The following is a 17,123-nucleotide window of genomic DNA, read 5'->3' as shown; positions in this document are numbered from 1 at the left end:
ATAAGTAAGCGTAGCATTATTACTTACCTATCGTTAAGTAAGATACGCTCGCGGCATGCCTCGTCCCTCCGACACCAAGCAGCGGATCCAAGATGTCGCCCGCGAGCTCTTCGCGCAGCAGGGTGTGCATCGGACCGGCCTGCAGGAGATCGCCGACCGGCTCGGCATCACCAAACCGGCGCTCTACTACCACTTCTCCTCACGCGAGGAACTGGTCCGCAGCATCGTGCAGCCGATCATCGACGAGGAAGAGGCGTTCCTGGCGGGACAGGAGGCGCTGACCGATGTCGAGCCCCGCGCCCTGCTGGAGGGCTATTTCGACTTCCACTACCGCCACCGCAAAGACATCGTGCTCATGCTCGCCGAGCTGACCACCCTCGCCGACCTCGGCCTGATCGACTTGGTGCGGGCCTGGCGCGGGCGGCTGGTGAAGCTGTTGTGCGGCCCCGAACCCACACTGGAGCAGGCCACCCGCGCCGTGATCGCCTTCGGCGGCCTCCAGGACTGCACGATCCAGTTCGCCGACGTGCCAAAGGACGAACTCCGGCGCGCGGCCGTGGACGGCGCCTGCGCCACCGTGGGCATCGGTGATCCACGTCACTGAACAATGCTGTCAGGAATTCGGGGGCTGTCTCGTTCAGGAAGCACGCGAACCAGACAGGAGCGAATCATGAAGCACCGCATCGTCGTCCTCGGGGCCGGATACGCCGGAGCCTTCTCCGCTGGATACCTGGCGCGCCAACTCCACCGCGACGACTTCGAGATCACCGTCGTCAACGCCGAATCCGATTTCGTCGAGCGGCTGCGCCTGCATCAGCTCGCCGCCGGGCAGGATCTGCGCCACCGGCCGCTGGCGGAGGTGTTCGCGGGCACCGGCATCCGGTTACGGCTGGCGCGGGTGACCAACGTGGACGCCGAGCACCGGACTGTCACACTCGCCGACGGCGAGGGCATCGACCGGCTCGAATACGACACCCTGCTCTACGCGCTCGGCAGCACCGCCGCCGACCACGGCGTCCCGGGCGTCGAAAAGCATGCCTTCCACGTGGCCGCGCGGCCGTCCGCGCTGCGCCTGCGCGCACGCCTGGACGAGCTGGGCGAGGACGGGCAGGTGCTGGTAGTCGGGGGCAATCTGACCGCGATCGAGGCCGCCACCGAGCTCGCCGAATCCCGTCCAGGACTTCGGGTCAGCCTCGCCACCAGCGGCGAACTGGGCGGCTGGCTGGGCACGAAGGCCCGCCGTCACCTGCTGCGTACCTTCGACCGGTTCGGTATCACGGTCCATGAGCACACCACCATCGAGCGCGTCGAGCAGGCAGCGGCACTCGCCGCCGACGGCACCGTTTTCGCCGCCGACGCGACCGTGTGGGCCGCCGGCTTCGCGGTCCATCCGATTGCCGCCGCCAGCGGCCTCGAGGTGGAAGCCAACGGCCAGATCACGGTCGACCGTCAGATGCGGTCGGTCTCGCACCCGGATGTCTACGTTGCCGGTGACAGCGCCTTCGTCATCGGCGAGAACGGCCGGCCATTGCCGATGTCGTGTGCTTCCGCGGGATTCACCAGCATGCAGGCGACTGCCGCGATCATCGGAGACCTGACCGGGCGCAAGATCTCGACGACGTCGCTGTCGTATGTCGGCAACCACATCAGCCTCGGCCGCAAGGACGCGATCTTCCAACTGGTCGACGGTGACGCGCGATCGAAGTCGTGGGCCCTGTGTGGCCGCACGGCCGCGCGCGTCAAGAAGGCAATCCTGGACACTTCCGCTTGGAGCCTGAGCCACCCGACCTTCGGAATGCCGAGTCACAGGTACCGCTCGGCCACCACCGGAGAGCGTTCGCGCGACGTGGTCGCCGCATAGAGTCGCGCTCATGGACACTGCCACCGTGGCGCGTTTCGAGGCCAGCCGGAATCGACTGGCCTCGCTCGCATACCGTCTGCTCGGCTCGGCCGCCGATGCCGAGGACACGGTGCAGGACGCGTTCCTGCGGTGGCAGGCCGCCGACCGGGGGTACGTCGAGGTGCCCGAGGCATGGCTGACCAAGATCGTCACCAACCTGGCGCTCGACCGGCTCCGTTCAGCGAAGGTGCGGCGCGAACGCGCGGTCGGCACCTGGATGCCCGAACCGCTCCTCGACGGCGATCCGATGCTCGGCCCGGCCGATACCGTCGAGCAGCGCGAATCGGTGACGCTGGCGGTGCTGACCCTCATGGAGCGGCTGTCGCCGGTCGAACGGGCCGCTTACGTGCTGCGCGAGGCCTTTGCGTACAGCCACGCCGAGATCGCCGAGATTCTCGGCATCACCGAGTCCGGGAGTCAGCAACACATCCACCGCGCGCGGCGTCGAATTGCCGCCGCCGGCAACGGCAATGACATCGACCGTGCCTCGGCGCGTCGAATCGTCGAGGCGTTCGTCGATGCCGCCTCCTCTGGCCGGACCGAACGGCTCGTGGCGCTGCTGACCGACGATGCGACCGGCATCTCCGACGGCGCCGGACTGGGACTGGCCGAGAAGCTGATCCGGTACTCGACCCCGGAGCGGATCGCGAGCGCGGTGCGGGCCGGCTTCAAACCGTCTCCGGCCAAGCGGAGACTCGCCGGTGGCTCGCCCTCGATCCATGCCGTCGTGGTCAACGGCTGCCCTGCCATGCTCGCCACCCTCGACGACCGGGTTCTGGGCGTCGTGATCCTGGAGATTCGTGACGACAAGATCGCAGGCGTGCGCGGCATCGCCGCCCCGGATCGACTCGGTCGCCTCACCCAGGAATGGCAGCGGCACAAGCCCGACGTCCCGCTGATCGAATCGTGGTAACCGACTGTCCGACAATCGATCTCACGTTCATCGTCAATTCCGGTTCGCGCCGACTTCGCTGCGCCGGTCGGGTCAGCGGGCGGGGACGATATCGGTTCGATCGAGTACGTCCTGTGGTACCTCGATGCCCGGCTCCAGATCGTCCGAGGAGATCGGAGCGTCCCAAACCCGACGCATGGGCAGGACACCTGCCCAGACTCCGCCGGTTTCGATATCGGCGGCATCGTCCTTGGGGCCGCCGGTTCGGACCTTCACCGACGCCTCGGTCAGGTCGAGCGAGAGGACCATGGTGGCGGCCATTTCCTTTTTGTTCGGCTGCCGCACGCGATCCCACGCACCCGGGGCGGAGTGTTCGACGATGACCCGCAGCGCGTGCATGCGCTCATCGGGATCGGTGAGTTCGACGGCGCGGCCGCGCACTACGGCCGAGCGGAAGTTGGCAGAGAAGTGCATGGCCGAGCGGGCGTAGACGATGCCGTCGACCAGGGTGACGGCGATGGAGATATCGCCGGTCAGTGCTGCCCGCAGGTTTCCGGCTCCGGTCGAGCCGTGCAGGTACAGCGCGTCGCCGTCGCGGCCGTAGACGGTCGGGAGCACCACCGGACTGTCGCCGAGCAGCACGCCGAGGTGGCAGACCAGGCCCGCGTCGAGGACCGCGTCCAGTTCGGCACGGTCGGTCCGGCCACGCTCCTTGGAACGTGTCAAGGTGGTACGTGGGGTAGGCGAAAGCGGCGGCCGAGAGTTCGTCATGCCTCTAGCGTGGAACCGGAAGTGGCATTCTGAAATAGCCAATTCATGGAAATTCGAACAGTCCAATTCGGGAGGTGCGCGATGCTGGATGAACTTCCGCTCGTCCTCGACCGCGAGGCTGAGCAGCCATTATCGGTTCAAGTCGCGGAGGGCTTGCGCGCCGCGGCGAGCAACGGACTCCTGCGCGCGGACGATCGACTTCCCTCGTCGCGAGCGCTGGCCCAGCGCCTCGGCGTGAGCCGCACGGTGGTCGCCGCGGCCTACGACCAATTGCACGCCGAGGGCTGGATCGCGGGCCGGCGCGGCTCGGGCACCTACCTGACCACCGCCCCAGCCGAACCGCCCGCACGACCGAGCACGCACAGCACCGCCGAGCACGCGCCGGACCTCCTAGATCTCGGGCCAGGTGCGCCCTGCATCGAGGCCCTCGACCAGGCAGCCTGGCGACGAGCCTGGCGCGCGGCCGCCGACGACTCCCCCATCATCCGCAAGAATCGCGGCGGCGAACCGGAATACCGCGCGGCCATCGCCGAACACCTGCTGCGCCACCGCGGCCTCGGTGCGGGCAGCAAGTCCGTGGTGCTCGCTACGGCCGGAACCAGTTCGGCCGTAGGCGAACTCGCGGCCGCTCTACTGCGGCCCGGCGACGCCATTGCCATGGAAGATCCGGGCTATCAGCGTGCCGCGGGCGCATTCGTCGCCGCCGGTGTCCGGGTACTACCGGTGCCGATCGATACCGACGGCCTGCGAGTCGACCGACTGCCCCACGGCATCAAGGCCGTGTATTGCACTCCGGCACATCAATTCCCACTCGGCACGCGCATGCAAGCCGCACGGCGCGTCCAACTCGTCGAATTCGCCAGGCGCGCCGGCCTACTCATCATCGAGGACGACTACGACGGCGAATTACGTTACGACACTGCTCCTTTGCCGCTGCTGGCCGCAATGGCTCCGGACGTCGTCATCCATCTCGGCACCACGAGCAAGATCCTCTCGCCGACTTTGGGGATCGGCTGGCTCGTCGCTGCCCCGGATATCACCGAAGCCGTTGTCGCGCACCGCGAACGAACCGGTACCGGCCCGAGCCCCGCGGGGCAGCGAGTACTCGCCGCATTCGCGGAGCACGGCGACCTCGCCAGACACCTGCGCCGCCTGCGCCGCGCAGTACCCCCACGCCGAACCCTGGTGGTGGACGAGCTTCGCCGCCGCGGACTCGAAGTACTCGGCGACGATGCCGGTTCACACGTAGTAGTGCCACTGAATTCGGCCGAAGCCGAACGCCGTGCCGTGGCCGTGGGCCGAACACGCGGTGTGGCGCTGGACGGACTGTCCCGCCATCACCTTGTGGCGCAACAACATCCACTCGCATCGGCGGTCGGTCCACACACCTTCGGCATCGCCCTCGGCTACACGGCACTGAGCTGGACCGAACTGCGTACCGCGATCCCGATTGCTGGAGAATGCCTTACGCAGCCCTAGCGCCCAACGCCGCATACCTGGCCATCTGGTGATCCGTGCGTCCTCGGCGCGAACCACAAGCAGTCGCCGCCGGGCGTCTCATCGCGAACCCGGGGATCGTCGACCAACGACTTTTGCATGAACCTGCTCCACCCCGAACTGCTGGAATACTCCGCGTTGCATGCCCGGCCAAGTCCGTCTTCGATGGCGGCGATCGCGCCCGTGCAGTCGATGAACCACCTCCCGACCCGGGCGGTCGAATCCGTCGGCGGTGGTGGCGATATGGCACGAAGTGGGAGCCGTCGGCCGCGGACGACACCGCACCGCAACGCGCGGCATGGCACAGTTGGGCGATCGCGACTTGACCGGAGCCATGTACTTCGAGCGTGACGTGGACGTGGCGACGTACCGTAGGGCTTCTGACGATCCAGCACGCCGCGTTGGACGCCGTCGCGAGCAAGAAATATGTCGCGGAACCCGCCGCTCCGGCGCCGAATCAGCCCCGGGCCGATTCCCGAAGGACCGTGACCGCGCCGACGCGGTCGTAGCATGGTCCCCATGACCGAACAGGACATCCTGGCGCGTATCAAAAATCTGGTCGATCGCGAGCATGATTTGCGGTCCAGGGCGACGGCGGGTGCGGTCGATCCGGTAACCGAGCGGCAGCAGCTCGCCGCACTCGAAGTAATGCTCGATCAGGCCTGGGATCTGCTGCGGCAGCGCCGCGCGCGCATCGACGCCGGGGCCACGCCCGAGGAGGCGCAGGAGAATCCGGCCCGTCAGGTCGAGGGTTATCTCCAGTGACCTCCGATTCCGCCGCCGAATACGACGTCATCGTGATCGGTGGTGGGCCGGCGGGCGAGAACGCCGCCGCCTACGCCATCGCGGGCAGCGAGCGCACCGCCGTGATCGTGGAACGGGAACTTGTCGGCGGTGAATGTTCGTATTGGGCATGTATGCCGAGTAAGGCGCTGCTGCGACCGGCTCACGTGCTGTCCGGCGCCGAGGCGATGGCCGGAATCACCGCGAGCGGGCTCGATGTCGACGCGGTCTTGAAGCGGCGCGATTCCTTCACGCACAAGCACGACGACAGTTCGCAGGTCGATTGGGCCAACGACAATCGCATCGAGGTGGTCCGCGGGACGGGACGGCTCGCGGGCGAGCGACTGGTCGAGGTCGGCGGCCGACGGCTGCGTGCCCGCCACGCGGTGGTGCTGGCCACGGGCACCAAGGCCGCGGTTCCCGATGTGCCCGGATTGCGCGATGCGCTGCCGTGGATTTCCCGGGATGCGACCAATCTGCACGAAATTCCGCGCCGGGTGGTGATCATCGGCGGTGGTGTGGTCGCGTGTGAGGCTGCTACCTGGCTTGCCGCGCTCGGCGCGAGTGAGATCACCATGCTTGTCCGCGGCAATGCGTTGCTGGGCAATACCGAACCGTTCGCGGGGGAACGCGTTGCTGCTGCGCTGTCCGATGCCGGTGTTCGGGTTCTGTTCGGCACCCAACCCACACGGGTGGTGCGCGCCGATGCGAAGGACTCCGGCGAGGGCTGGATTCACGGCGGTGTGGTGACCGTCGAGACCGACGAAGGCGAGATCGAGGCCGACGAGATCTTGGTCGCCGCCGGGCGCGGACCGGCGACGGCGGAGCTCGGACTGGGCTCGGTCGGGCTGGCGGACGGCTATGTCGAGGTGGACGACCGGTTGACGGTGCGCGGCGTCGACGGCGACTGGCTCTATGCGGTCGGCGATGTGAATCACCGCGCGGCGCTTACACATATGGGGAAGTACCACGCCAGGGTGTGTGGTGATGTCATTGCCGCGCGGGCCGAGGGGCGCGCGCTGGCGGATGCGCGATACGCGGCGACGGCCGACCACGGGCAGGTGCCGCAGGTGGTATTCACCGCCCCGGAAGTCGCGTCGGTCGGGCAGACCGAGGCGGCGGCGCGTAAAGCGGGCTATGCGGTGGAAACCGTGGAGCTCGATATCGCGGTCGCCGGATCCGCGCTGGCACGCGACGATTACGCGGGGCGGGCGAAGATCGTTATCGATACCGCCACCGACACGCTGCTCGGGGCCACTTTCGTCGGGCCGGAGGTCGGCGAGCTGATCCACGCGGCGACCGTCGCCGTGGTCGGCAAGGTGCCACTGGCGACGCTATGGCACGCAGTGCCAGCCTATCCGACGGTGAGCGAGCTCTGGTTGCGTCTGTTGGAGGCCCACCGCTCGTAGTTACCATCGGAAAGATGTCCGATATCACGACCGCCGACGGAGTTGTCCGCGGTTACCGCGGCCGTCGCGTCCTGCGCTGGCGCTCCCTGCCCTATGCCGCCCCACCGGTCGGCGACCTGCGATTTCGCGCACCGCAGCCGGTGCGGCCATGGACCGGTGTCCGCGAGGCCACCGCATTCGGGTTCGCCGCGATGCAGCATCGGTCCGGTGCCAGGATCGGGCCGCGCCGGTATCAGCCGACCAGTGAAGACGCTCTGACACTCAATGTCGTCGCACCGATCGAACCATCGTCGACACCCCGGCCGGTCATGGTGTTTATTCACGGCGGCGGATATCTGACCGGCACCTCGGCGCTCGGCCTGTATTCCGGTGCGCGACTGGTGGTCGGCGGCGATGTGATCGTGGTGTCGCTGAACTACCGGCTCGGCGCGTTCGGCTATGTCGATTTCGGTGAATTCAGCACGCCTGAGCGACCTTTCGCAAGCAACCTGGGGCTGCGCGATCAGGTCGCGGCGCTGGAGTGGGTGCAGCGCAATATCGCGGCGTTCGGCGGAGATCCCGGCAATGTCACCATTTTCGGCGAATCCGCTGGTGCCCATGCGGTACTCGCGCTAATGGCCACACCGGCCGCCGAGGGACTGTTCCATCGCGGCATCGCACAGAGTCCGCCCGCGGATTGGGGTATGAGCGCCGAGGATGGGCGCGCGTTCGCCCGACGATGTATAGACGCGCTCGGCGCCACACCCGATACCGCCGCGAAGGCGCTGATCACGGCCGGTGCCAACGACATTCGGCACGCGGTCGACAAGACCAGCAATAAGGTGCTGCGGGAGCGTCGCGGACTTTTCCCGATCGCGCCGATCGTGGACGGCGACTACCTGCCGCAGTCACCGATCGATGCGATCACCAGCGGTGCCGCACACAAGGTTCCGCTCATCATCGGCACCAATCGCGATGAAGGCACATTGTTCGCGAAGTTCGCCGATGAACTGCCGACCACTCCGGGACGCCTGCATGCTCTGCTTACTCGTGACGGTGGCGCGGAACTCGAATCCCGCGTCGTAGCAGCCTATCCGGGCTATCCGGATGCGAAGATCGCCGTTCGTGCCGGTGGGGATTATGTTTTCTGGCGGCCGTCTGTCACCGTGGCGGCGGGCCACAGCCGCTATGCACCGACTTATGCTTACCGTTACGACTTCGCCCCGCGTGCACTGCGTCTGGCGGGGATCGGCGCGACCCATGCCACGGAGCTGATTCCGGTATTCGGTGCCGCCAATTCGCCGATCGGCCGGGCCTTCACCGCGGCGGGCGGGCGGCGCGGGATGCAGGCGGTCACTCGACAGTTCCAGGACAATTGGCTGGCATTCGCGCGGACCGGGCGACCACTGCCCTCGTGGCCCGCCTATACCGAAGACCGGCGGACAACGCTGATCATCGACGAGATCACCCGGTTGGAGAATGATCCGGACAAAGCCAAACGTATTGCCTGGCAAGGGATCCGGGTGCCGACATTGATCTGAACTACTTCAGTAGGCGCGACATGCGGCGGTCCGCGAGTACCTTTCCACCGGTCTGGCACGTCGGGCAGTACTGGAAGGAGCGCTCGGCGTAGGAGACCTCGCGGACGGTGTCGCCGCACACCGGGCACGGCATGCCGGTGCGGGCGTGTACCCGCATACCGGAACGCTTTTCACCCTTGAGGCGGGCCGCGTCCTGGCCGACCGAGCGCTGCACAGCGTCGGTAAGCACCGAACGCATGGCCTCGTACAGCACCGAAATGGTCTCCACCGACATGGTTTTGGTGTTAGCGAAGGGTGAGATCTTCGCGGTGTGCAGAATCTCGTCGGAGTAGGCATTGCCGATTCCGGCGAGCAGGGACTGGTCGACGATCGCGGTCTTGATGCGTTGCGATGCGGCGTGCAGGATTTCGCCGAATTGCTCTTCGGTCACCTCGAGTGCGTCCGGGCCGAGGCGCGAGATGCCGGGCACGAGTTTCGGATCGTCGACGATATACACCGCAAGCCGTTTCTTGGTGCCCGCCTCGGTCAGGTCGAAAGCGGGCGTCATGCCCTCCGGGGTGAAGAAGTGCACCCGCAGCGCGAGCGGGCTCTTGCCGCCCGGTTTGGGTGGCGTCTGGCTCGGCTCATCGATCCACCGCAACCACCCGCCGCGCGACAGATGGGTGATCAACCAGAGCCCGTCGCACTCCAGCCCGAGAAATTTCCCCCACCGGCCCGCCCCGGTCACATCGCGCCCGGACAGTGCCGTAACCGGCGGATCAAACGTCTTGACCGCACTCAAGGCCGCCACATCGACACGCCCCACTACAGCGCCGACCGCGTGCTCCCGCAGGAACTGCGCCAACGCCTCCACTTCCGGTAGCTCAGGCACGATCCTCAGGCTACCCGGACCCACCGACATCAGCGCAGTTTCACGCACGCAAGTGGATCAAGATCAGGTGGCACTGGTGGCGGGGGCTTCTCGGGCGATGCCTGCACAGATTCCACCTGATCTTGATCGCGGAGCGCCCGACGCAGCCAGCAGCGGCCGCCAGGCAGCGGCAGCGGCAGCGGGAACGGGAACGGGAACGGGAACGGGAACGGGAACGGGAACGGGAACGCTAGGGCCGCGTGCAAATAGCTTCTGCCGTCTCGAGCCTTGGGCTCGGGTAGTTCCGTCGAAGGTCGAATGGTGGTCGCCCACGCCGAACTCGACCGGCATATGACTACGCTCGGCGAGCACCCGGAGTGGGGGCTAGTCTGCGCGCGAGGGCGGGCGATAGGCATCCGCTGGGGCAAAGTGGGCGCGGTGCTGTTCGGCCCAGGTGCGGAAAGTCCGGGGTGGGGTTCCGGTGATGCGCTCGACGGTGGGGTGTACGACCGAGGTGAAGGCCTCCAAGGCGGTGGCGCGTAGGGCCATGATCGCCTCGGCCATCTCGTCGGGGACGCCGTGGTCGATGATGGACTGGCGGGCGGCGGCGGGTTCCACTTCGATATATCGCAGCGGGCGGCCCAAGACGTCGGCGAGGATTTCGGTCTGCTCGCCGGGGGACAGCGGCTGCGGGCCGCTCAGCGTGTAGATCTCGCCCTCGCGGCCGTCGGTGGTGAGTGCCTTCGCGACGACGGCGGCGATATCGTGCGGGTCGACGACGGCGATACGCCCCTGGCCGAACGGGGCGTAGACCGCTCCGTGATCGCGAATCGAACCGGCCCAGTGCAGCGCGTTGGCCATGAATCCCAAGGGGCGCACCATGGTCCACGGGACTCCGCTGTCGCGGACCGCCTGTTCTCCGGCGCGGTGCCAGGTGGGAATCGGATCGGTCGCGGTGTCGTCACCGGTGCGGCCGGATGACATCTTGACGATGTGCCCAACGCCCGCACGGGCTGCGGCTTGCGCGAGATTCGCGTCGTGCGTTGGGATTTCGGGGCCGCTGGACAACAAGAACACCCGATCGACACCACACAACGCATCGGTGAGGCTGTCGGGATCGCCCAGGTCCGCGCGTACCACCTCGATGCTGTCGGGCAGGCCGGCGAGTTCGGGCCGCCGGGTCACCGCCCGCATCGGAACGCCCTGCGCGAGCAACTGACCGACCAACTCGCGGCCTACGGTTCCGGTCGCTCCGGTCACCAGAATCATCGACTTCTCCTTCGTCTGCCGGGCCGAGCAGCCCGGGGCAAAGTCCACCTTCGGCAGACGCGCCGAAGTGCACCATCAACCGACGAGGATCAGCGAATACCTTCCATATCAAGCGCAAATGTGAAAGATATTTCCATGCTCGATGACGTTGACCGCGGCCTGATCCATGCCATGCACATCGATGGCCGCGCACCGTTCAGCAAGATCGCGGCGGTCCTGGACGTCTCGACCCAGACCGTCACCCGCCGCTACCAACGCTTACGCGCCACCGCCGGACTGCGGGTGGTCGGCCTCGCGGATCCGAGCCACACCGCACATACCCAGTGGCTGGTGCGCCTCACCACTACCACGGCCAGCGGCCAGAACCTCGCGAACTCGCTGGCTCGCCGCCCCGACACGTCATGGGTCAAACTCATCTCCGGCGGCACGGAAATCCTTCTGGTAGTGAATATTCCGCGCGGTGACGCCGCGCGCTCGATACTGCTGCGGGACCTCCCCCGTGCCGCGGGCATTACCGCCGTCTCCGCGCACTACGTTCTGCACACCTATCTCGGCGGACCTACCGCATGGCGCGGCCACATCACCGCACTGAGCGAACAACAACGAAAACAACTGGAGCCGAAACGATCCGGGTCCACACCCCGGCGTGGCCTCGCAGACACCGATGCCGCGCTACTGAACGCCCTGCAACAAGACGGCCGAGCTACCTTGTCCCAGCTCGCCACGGCGACCGGCTGGTCACCGGCCACCGTCACGCGACGGCTCACGGAACTACAAGCGGCACAGGCGATCTTCTTCGATGTCGAACTCGACGACACGCGCTTCGGCGCCACCACCCAAGCGCTGCTGTGGATGTCGGTGGCACCATCCCAGCTCGACCGCATCGCGACCGCGCTCGCCGAGCACGAAGAACTCGCTTTCGTCGCCGCCACGACCGGCCCGACAAACCTTGTCGCCCAAGCCATGTGCTCGGACCCCGAGGCCTTACACCACTACCTCATCCAACGCCTCGGCGCATTCGAGGCCATTCACACCTTGGAGACCACACCCGTGCTCGCCACCGTGAAGGCCGTCTCGCATCAGGAGCCCGGACGCAGGAGGTAAACGTCCATGATCCAATCCTTTTCGGCACGTAACCGAGTGCGCCGCTCGACGATCTCCCGCTCGACCGCACGCAGCGGTCCTTCGATCAGCGTCTCGTCGGGCATCCCCAGATACGCGCCCCACCAGATGTGCACGTCGTCGCCGGGCACCTCCGTGAACGAACAGTCACCGTCCAGCATCACCAGGGTCGAGCCGCTGAGTCCGTCCTCGCGCAACCGACGCCCGGTGGTGATGTGCACCGGCTCGCCGATGCGATGCAGCACCATCCGATGCCGAGCGGCCAAGGCCTGCACGCTGGTGACGCCAGGAATCACCTCGTAATCGAAGCTCTCGGCACCGCGAGCGAGCACCCGCTCGATCATGCGCAGCGTGCTGTCGTAGAGCGAGGGATCGCCCCAGACGAGGATGCCGCCGACACCGGCGACCTGCGCGAACTCATGCTCCAGCAGCGCCGAACGGCGATCGTGCCAATCCGCGACGACGCCCTGATAGTCGGCGGGATTCCGGTCACGCGGCGGATCGGCGATCTCCACGATGCGATACGGGTGATCGAGGTGTTCGGTGAGGATCGACGTGCGCACGTCGACCAGTTCCTGTTTCTCGGCCCCCTTGCCGATCACGAAGAACACCTCGACCTGCCGCATTGCCTTGATCGCCTGGACCGTCACCTGGTCCGGATCCCCGGCACCGATGCCGATCACGTAGAGCTTGCGCATGGCTCGAGCTTGCCAGGCACGACATGGGTAAGCTCGCCAGGCGTGGCCAACAATGCTGATACCCAGTACGAGGACCTGCTTCGCTTGGTCCTGGAGTCCGGCACCGCGAAGGCGGATCGCACCGGCACCGGCACCCGCAGCGTCTTCGGCCATCAGCTGCGTTACGACCTCGCCGCGGGCTTTCCGCTGATCACCACCAAAAAGGTGCATCTGAAGTCGATCGTCTACGAATTGCTGTGGTTCCTGCGCGGCGATTCGAATGTGGCCTGGCTGCACGAACACGGCGTCTCCATCTGGGACGAGTGGGCGGATCGCCACGGCGAACTCGGTCCGGTCTATGGCGTGCAGTGGCGATCATGGCCCACTCCCAACGGCACCCACATCGACCAGATCGCCGAAGTACTGCACACCCTGCGCACCAATCCGGATTCCCGGCGCATCGTCGTCTCGGCCTGGAATGTGGCCGACCTCGACAAGATGGCATTGGCGCCGTGCCACGCGTTCTTCCAGTTCTATGTGGCCGACGGCAAGCTGTCCTGCCAGCTCTACCAGCGCAGCGCGGACCTTTTCCTCGGCGTGCCGTTCAATATCGCCAGCTATGCCCTGCTCACGCACATGGTCGCGCAGCAGACCGAGCTGGAACCCGGTGAATTCATCTGGACCGGCGGCGACTGCCATATCTACGACAACCATGTCGCGCAGGTCACCGAGCAGCTGACCAGGCAGCCCTACCCGTTCCCCACATTGAACCTGCGGCCGGCACCCACACTGTTCGATTACGTCTACGAAGATGTGGAAGTGGTCGGCTACCAACACCATCCGGCGATCAAGGCGCCGGTTGCGGTATGAGCGCAGCATCGCATAGCGATTCGGTGGGGGGTGGTGGTCGGGCGACAGCAGGGCGCGAGCGCACCATCGGTCTGATCTGGGCGCAGACTCCGGACGGGGTGATCGGCTTCGAGAACACCATCCCCTGGCGTGTGCCCGAGGATATGGCGAATTTCAAGGCCGTCACCATGGGTCATCCGGTCATCATGGGCCGGCGCACCTGGGATTCCCTGCCGCCTCGATTCCGCCCGCTCGACGGTCGCCGCAATATCGTGGTGACCAGGCAGCCGGACTGGTCGGGGACGGGTGCCGAACGCGCCGCATCGCTGTCCGAAGCTATGGGCGTGACCGCGCCGGAGGACGTCTGGATCATCGGCGGCGGCGAAATCTACCGAGCCGCAATGGATTTCGCGACCGACCTGCTCGTCACCGAGGTGGACACCGCCGTCGACGGCGACGCCTACGCACCCACCATCGGCCCCGAATGGCACGCCGACGACACCGACCCGTGGCACGAATCGAAGACCGGCCTGCGCTTCCGGATTCGTCGCTACACCCGCAAGTAGTTCGACTTTCGAGCACCGATCGGCAGCGAACACGCCGCATACCGCCACGGCGACCAAACCGGACACACATCACCCGCCATTCGGGCATACTCCTGGATATCAGCCCGTGTCACCAGCCCTGATCCGGCTGATTGCATCTGCGGAAGGTGGTCCATGGACAAGAAATCGCTGACTGCGGTCGCGCGCCAACAGCTCAAGTTGGCCAGCACCGCCACGAGCGGGCGCAGTTCGCAAACCATCTACGGCGGTCATGCCAATGCACTGCGGCAGACCGTGGTCGGTCTGTCGGCGGGACAGAGCCTGGCCGAACACGATAATGCAGGCGAGTCCACGCTGCTGGTGCTCAGCGGCACACTGACCTTGATCAGCGGCACCAACGAGTGGAAGGGGTCGGCCGGCGACCTGCTGGTCGTGCCCAAGGCACGGCACAGCGTCAAGGCCGTGGACGATGTCGCATTCCTGCTGACAGTGGCCAAGTAGGAGCCGACGGGGCCGCACCGCGTGGCCGGTTTGTCGGAGCCGCCCTCTAGGGTGGAGCGCATGGGTGAGCCGCAGCCGATCCTCGAACCGCTCACACCGGCCGCCATCTTCCTCGTCGCCACAATCGACGAAGGTGGCGAAGCGGCGGTGCGCGACCTGCTCGCCGATCTCCCCGGGTTACGTCGTTCGGTCGGCTTCCGGCTGCCCGGCGCCGGGCTGACCTGCGTCGCATCGATCGGGTCCGAGGCGTGGGATCGCCTCTTCGCGGGCCCACGACCGGCCGAACTGCATGTGCTGCCCGAATTCGTCGGCGAGCACCACAGCGCGCCGACCACGCCGGGCGATCTGCTCTTCCACATCAAATCCGAATTCCAGGACGCCTGCTTCGAATTGGCGATGACGATCGGTGACCGGCTCGACGGCGCGGTCACCATCGTCGATCAGACCGTCGGGTTCCGGTACTTCGAACAGCGCGATCTGCTCGGCTTCGTGGACGGCACGGAGAACCCGGAAGGCTCAGCGGCCTTCAGCGCGGCCTTCGTCGGCGATGAGGATCCGGACTTCACGGGCGGCAGTTATGTCATCGTGCAGAAGTACCTGCACCCCATGGCCGAGTGGCGGGCGCTGTCGATCGAGGAGCAGGAGCGGGTGATCGGACGCACCAAACTCGACGATTTCGAGCTCTCCGATGCGGACAAGCCCGCGAATTCGCATGTCGCGGTGAACACCGTCACCGACGACGACGGCACCGAGCGAAAGATCCTGCGCGCCAATATGCCCTTCGGCAGCGTCAAGGACGGCGAATTCGGCACCTATTACGTCGCCTACGCGGCCACGCCGAGCATCACCGAAACCATGCTCACCCGAATGTTCATCGGAACCGAGGAGGCGGCCTATGACCGGATCCTGGACTTCTCCATCGCGGTGACCGGCACGCTGTTCTTCGCACCGCCCCTCGACTTCTTCGACGACCTCCCCGACGCACCCGAGGTCGCCACGACAGCGCTCGCGGAATCTTTATCGCCGAATCGTGTTGGCGGTAACGGTTCTCTGGGTATCGGCACGTTGAAAAGGAGCATGCAATCATGAACAACCTCCATCGCGAACTCGCGCCGATCACCGCCGAGGCATGGACAGCCATCGAGCAAGAGGCCACGCGTACCTTCAAACGTCATATCGCCGGTCGCCGGGTGGTCGACCTGTCCGGGCCGCACGGCACCGACTACTCCGCGGTCGGCCTCGGCCGCACCACCGTCATCACCGCACCGGATGAGGGGGTGCAGGCTCGGCAGCGAGTGGTCGCGCCGCTGGTCGAATTGCGGGTGCCGTTCACGTTGTCGCGCGAGGAGCTCGACGATGTCGAGCGCGGCGCGCAGGACACCGATCTGGATGCGGTGAAAGAGGCCGCGCGCAAGATCGCGTTCGCCGAGGACCGGGCCATCTTCGAGGGCTATCAGGCGGCGAATATCACCGGTATTCGGGCGAGTTCGTCCAATGCGCCGATTACGCTGCCCAGCGATCCGCGACTGGTGCCGGAGTCCGTCGCGCAGGCGCTGAGCGCGCTACGGTTGGCGGGCGTCGACGGTCCGTATTCGGTGCTGTTGAGCGCTGACCTGTACACGGCGGTCAGCGAGACCTCCGATCACGGCCACCCGATCCGCACCCATATCGAACGCCTCATCCCGGAGGGCGAGATCATCTGGGCCCCGGCCATCGATGGTGCTTTCGTACTGACCACGCGCGGCGGCGATTTCGATCTGCAACTGGGCCAGGACCTGTCCATCGGCTACCAGACCCATGACGCGCAATCGGTGCAGCTCTACTTCCAGCAGAGTCTGCAGTTCCTCGTCTACACCGGCGAGGCGGCCGTCGCACTGGCGTCCTGATATCTGGGACCCGCCCGCATCGGGAAGCCGGCAGCAAACCGACCGGCTAGGTTGGGGTGCGGTATGCAGGAGGTCGAGATGACGATGGTGCGCGCGGGTGTGGTTCCGACCGGGCGGGCAATGCTGTACGGGATACTCGGGATCGCGGTCACCGTGCTGGTTTGCGGTGCGATCGTGACCGGATTCGGGGCCAACCGGATCTTCACCGGTCTGCTGGCCGGTGCGGTCGCCGGAATCGCGCTGCTGGTAGCGCTGTTCGGGCGAGACGTCGTCGTGCTCACCGAAGGGGCGATCTACCAGCGCACGCCGTGGCGGGAATCCAGTATCGACTGGGAGCGAGTGGTGGCCGGACGGTTCGCACTCGACGAGCGGGCCCGCTGGTCGCTGGCACTGGATCTGATCGGCGGCGACGAGCGGCACGGCGAACTGGTGCTGCTGTCCATCCCGCCGGTGCGGCGGCCCGTCGCCGGGGCGTACGACATGCGCAAACGCGAGCAGGTCAACGAGATTCGGGCCATGTTGCGACGCAAGCGCGTGCCGGTCACCGTGCTGCCGGAGATCGCCGGTGCGCTGCAACAACATTGGCAGATCGCGCCGCCCACCCGCTGATAGCCGAGGCCCGCGGTGACCGAGACAGGGCGCGCCCAGGTCG

The 17,123-nt window shown here is 66.5% G+C and carries 18 protein-coding genes; 14 read left to right on the top strand and 4 right to left on the bottom strand.

Going from position 1 to position 17,123, the window contains the following annotated elements; genetic code table 11:
- Window positions 1–55 precede the first annotated feature (55 nt).
- From ACQPYR_RS05710 to ACQPYR_RS05700, 3 genes are all read left to right on the top strand, one after another.
- Window positions 56–604, top strand: a complete 549-nt coding sequence (locus ACQPYR_RS05710; protein ID WP_433628449.1) for a TetR/AcrR family transcriptional regulator — start codon at window positions 56–58, stop codon at window positions 602–604.
- A 66-nt stretch (window positions 605–670) separates the two neighbouring features.
- On the top strand, window positions 671–1,861 hold the full coding sequence (locus ACQPYR_RS05705) for an NAD(P)/FAD-dependent oxidoreductase (RefSeq protein ID WP_433628447.1): 1,191 nt from the start codon (window positions 671–673) through the stop codon (window positions 1,859–1,861).
- 10 nt (window positions 1,862–1,871) lie between these two features.
- Window positions 1,872–2,813, top strand: coding sequence for a sigma-70 family RNA polymerase sigma factor (locus ACQPYR_RS05700; protein ID WP_433628444.1), 942 nt, complete (start codon window positions 1,872–1,874; stop codon window positions 2,811–2,813).
- 72 nt (window positions 2,814–2,885) lie between these two features.
- Here the strand turns inward: ACQPYR_RS05700 and ACQPYR_RS05695 are convergent, their stop codons facing one another.
- A complete protein-coding gene (locus ACQPYR_RS05695; protein WP_433628442.1) occupies window positions 2,886–3,518 on the bottom strand; it encodes a pyridoxamine 5'-phosphate oxidase family protein in 633 nt (210 codons plus the stop codon).
- Between the two features lie 126 nt (window positions 3,519–3,644).
- Here ACQPYR_RS05695 and ACQPYR_RS05690 point away from each other — a divergent pair, with 126 nt between their 5' ends.
- The 4 genes from ACQPYR_RS05690 to ACQPYR_RS05675 all read left to right on the top strand — a co-directional run bounded on the left by ACQPYR_RS05690 (window position 3,645) and on the right by ACQPYR_RS05675 (window position 8,772).
- The gene (locus tag ACQPYR_RS05690) at window positions 3,645–5,042 is read left to right on the top strand and encodes a PLP-dependent aminotransferase family protein (protein ID WP_433628439.1); all 1,398 of its coding nucleotides are present in this window, start codon (window positions 3,645–3,647) and stop codon (window positions 5,040–5,042) included.
- 537 nt (window positions 5,043–5,579) lie between these two features.
- Complete coding sequence (locus ACQPYR_RS05685) at window positions 5,580–5,825, top strand: DUF2630 family protein (RefSeq protein WP_063036928.1); 246 nt, start codon at window positions 5,580–5,582, stop codon at window positions 5,823–5,825.
- Window positions 5,822–7,252, top strand: a complete 1,431-nt coding sequence (locus ACQPYR_RS05680) for a dihydrolipoyl dehydrogenase family protein (RefSeq protein WP_433628435.1) — start codon at window positions 5,822–5,824, stop codon at window positions 7,250–7,252. Before ACQPYR_RS05685 ends, ACQPYR_RS05680 begins: the two co-directional genes overlap by 4 nt.
- 14 nt (window positions 7,253–7,266) lie before the next feature.
- The gene (locus tag ACQPYR_RS05675; protein WP_433628432.1) at window positions 7,267–8,772 is read left to right on the top strand and encodes a carboxylesterase/lipase family protein; all 1,506 of its coding nucleotides are present in this window, start codon (window positions 7,267–7,269) and stop codon (window positions 8,770–8,772) included.
- 1 nt (window position 8,773) lies between these two features.
- On the opposite strand, the gene ACQPYR_RS05670 is transcribed toward ACQPYR_RS05675, so the two are convergent.
- Both ACQPYR_RS05670 and ACQPYR_RS05665 read right to left on the bottom strand, forming a co-directional pair.
- Window positions 8,774–9,643: an Fpg/Nei family DNA glycosylase gene (locus ACQPYR_RS05670; RefSeq protein WP_433628429.1), complete on the bottom strand. Its 870-nt coding sequence runs from the start codon at window positions 9,641–9,643 to the stop codon at window positions 8,774–8,776.
- Window positions 9,644–10,006: 363 nt separating this feature from the next.
- The gene (locus ACQPYR_RS05665) at window positions 10,007–10,891 is read right to left on the bottom strand and encodes an NAD(P)H-binding protein (protein ID WP_433628427.1); all 885 of its coding nucleotides are present in this window, start codon (window positions 10,889–10,891) and stop codon (window positions 10,007–10,009) included.
- A gap of 135 nt (window positions 10,892–11,026) precedes the next feature.
- Between ACQPYR_RS05665 and ACQPYR_RS05660 the strand changes: the two genes are divergently transcribed.
- The gene (locus tag ACQPYR_RS05660) at window positions 11,027–11,995 is read left to right on the top strand and encodes an Lrp/AsnC family transcriptional regulator (RefSeq protein ID WP_433628425.1); all 969 of its coding nucleotides are present in this window, start codon (window positions 11,027–11,029) and stop codon (window positions 11,993–11,995) included.
- On the opposite strand, the gene cobF is transcribed toward ACQPYR_RS05660, so the two are convergent.
- Window positions 11,971–12,711, bottom strand: coding sequence for a precorrin-6A synthase (deacetylating) (gene cobF, locus ACQPYR_RS05655; RefSeq protein WP_433628422.1), 741 nt, complete (start codon window positions 12,709–12,711; stop codon window positions 11,971–11,973). The two genes, ACQPYR_RS05660 and cobF, sit on opposite strands and share 25 nt — an antisense overlap.
- Window positions 12,712–12,753: 42 nt before the next feature.
- Here cobF and ACQPYR_RS05650 point away from each other — a divergent pair, with 42 nt between their 5' ends.
- From ACQPYR_RS05650 to ACQPYR_RS05625, 6 genes are all read left to right on the top strand, one after another.
- The gene (locus tag ACQPYR_RS05650) at window positions 12,754–13,560 is read left to right on the top strand and encodes a thymidylate synthase (protein ID WP_433628419.1); all 807 of its coding nucleotides are present in this window, start codon (window positions 12,754–12,756) and stop codon (window positions 13,558–13,560) included.
- Window positions 13,557–14,105, top strand: a complete 549-nt coding sequence (locus ACQPYR_RS05645; protein WP_433628417.1) for a dihydrofolate reductase — start codon at window positions 13,557–13,559, stop codon at window positions 14,103–14,105. The genes ACQPYR_RS05650 and ACQPYR_RS05645 overlap by 4 nt, the downstream gene beginning before the upstream one ends.
- A gap of 153 nt (window positions 14,106–14,258) precedes the next feature.
- Window positions 14,259–14,585, top strand: a complete 327-nt coding sequence (locus tag ACQPYR_RS05640; RefSeq protein ID WP_040695490.1) for a cupin domain-containing protein — start codon at window positions 14,259–14,261, stop codon at window positions 14,583–14,585.
- 60 nt (window positions 14,586–14,645) lie between these two features.
- Window positions 14,646–15,674 (top strand): Dyp-type peroxidase, encoded by a 1,029-nt coding sequence (locus tag ACQPYR_RS05635; protein WP_433601269.1) that lies wholly within the window; start codon window positions 14,646–14,648, stop codon window positions 15,672–15,674.
- The gene (locus tag ACQPYR_RS05630; protein ID WP_433628414.1) at window positions 15,671–16,471 is read left to right on the top strand and encodes a family 1 encapsulin nanocompartment shell protein; all 801 of its coding nucleotides are present in this window, start codon (window positions 15,671–15,673) and stop codon (window positions 16,469–16,471) included. Before ACQPYR_RS05635 ends, ACQPYR_RS05630 begins: the two co-directional genes overlap by 4 nt.
- Window positions 16,472–16,549: 78 nt before the next feature.
- Complete coding sequence (locus ACQPYR_RS05625) at window positions 16,550–17,080, top strand: hypothetical protein (RefSeq protein ID WP_433628411.1); 531 nt, start codon at window positions 16,550–16,552, stop codon at window positions 17,078–17,080.
- Window positions 17,081–17,123 lie beyond the last annotated feature (43 nt).

It is taken from the genome of Nocardia sp. CA-120079, assembly GCF_050955745.1.
Taxonomy (GTDB): Bacteria; Actinomycetota; Actinomycetes; order Mycobacteriales; family Mycobacteriaceae; genus Nocardia.
This window is presented reverse-complemented; position numbering and strand designations above follow the sequence as displayed.

What these genes read in the sequence shown, in the direction of transcription:
- ACQPYR_RS05630 (WP_433628414.1), top strand. Translation starts at nt 15,671, where the DNA reads ATGAACAACCTCCATCGCGAACTCGCGCCGATCACCGCCGAGGCATGG.
- ACQPYR_RS05625 (WP_433628411.1), top strand. Translation starts at nt 16,550, where the DNA reads ATGACGATGGTGCGCGCGGGTGTGGTTCCGACCGGGCGGGCAATGCTG.
- ACQPYR_RS05685 (WP_063036928.1), top strand. Translation starts at nt 5,580, where the DNA reads ATGACCGAACAGGACATCCTGGCGCGTATCAAAAATCTGGTCGATCGC.
- cobF (WP_433628422.1), bottom strand. Translation starts at nt 12,711, where the DNA reads ATGCGCAAGCTCTACGTGATCGGCATCGGTGCCGGGGATCCGGACCAG.
- ACQPYR_RS05665 (WP_433628427.1), bottom strand. Translation starts at nt 10,891, where the DNA reads ATGATTCTGGTGACCGGAGCGACCGGAACCGTAGGCCGCGAGTTGGTC.
- ACQPYR_RS05710 (WP_433628449.1), top strand. Translation starts at nt 56, where the DNA reads ATGCCTCGTCCCTCCGACACCAAGCAGCGGATCCAAGATGTCGCCCGC.
- ACQPYR_RS05645 (WP_433628417.1), top strand. Translation starts at nt 13,557, where the DNA reads ATGAGCGCAGCATCGCATAGCGATTCGGTGGGGGGTGGTGGTCGGGCG.
- ACQPYR_RS05640 (WP_040695490.1), top strand. Translation starts at nt 14,259, where the DNA reads ATGGACAAGAAATCGCTGACTGCGGTCGCGCGCCAACAGCTCAAGTTG.
- ACQPYR_RS05635 (WP_433601269.1), top strand. Translation starts at nt 14,646, where the DNA reads ATGGGTGAGCCGCAGCCGATCCTCGAACCGCTCACACCGGCCGCCATC.
- ACQPYR_RS05690 (WP_433628439.1), top strand. Translation starts at nt 3,645, where the DNA reads ATGCTGGATGAACTTCCGCTCGTCCTCGACCGCGAGGCTGAGCAGCCA.
- ACQPYR_RS05660 (WP_433628425.1), top strand. Translation starts at nt 11,027, where the DNA reads ATGCTCGATGACGTTGACCGCGGCCTGATCCATGCCATGCACATCGAT.
- ACQPYR_RS05705 (WP_433628447.1), top strand. Translation starts at nt 671, where the DNA reads ATGAAGCACCGCATCGTCGTCCTCGGGGCCGGATACGCCGGAGCCTTC.
- ACQPYR_RS05675 (WP_433628432.1), top strand. Translation starts at nt 7,267, where the DNA reads ATGTCCGATATCACGACCGCCGACGGAGTTGTCCGCGGTTACCGCGGC.
- ACQPYR_RS05700 (WP_433628444.1), top strand. Translation starts at nt 1,872, where the DNA reads ATGGACACTGCCACCGTGGCGCGTTTCGAGGCCAGCCGGAATCGACTG.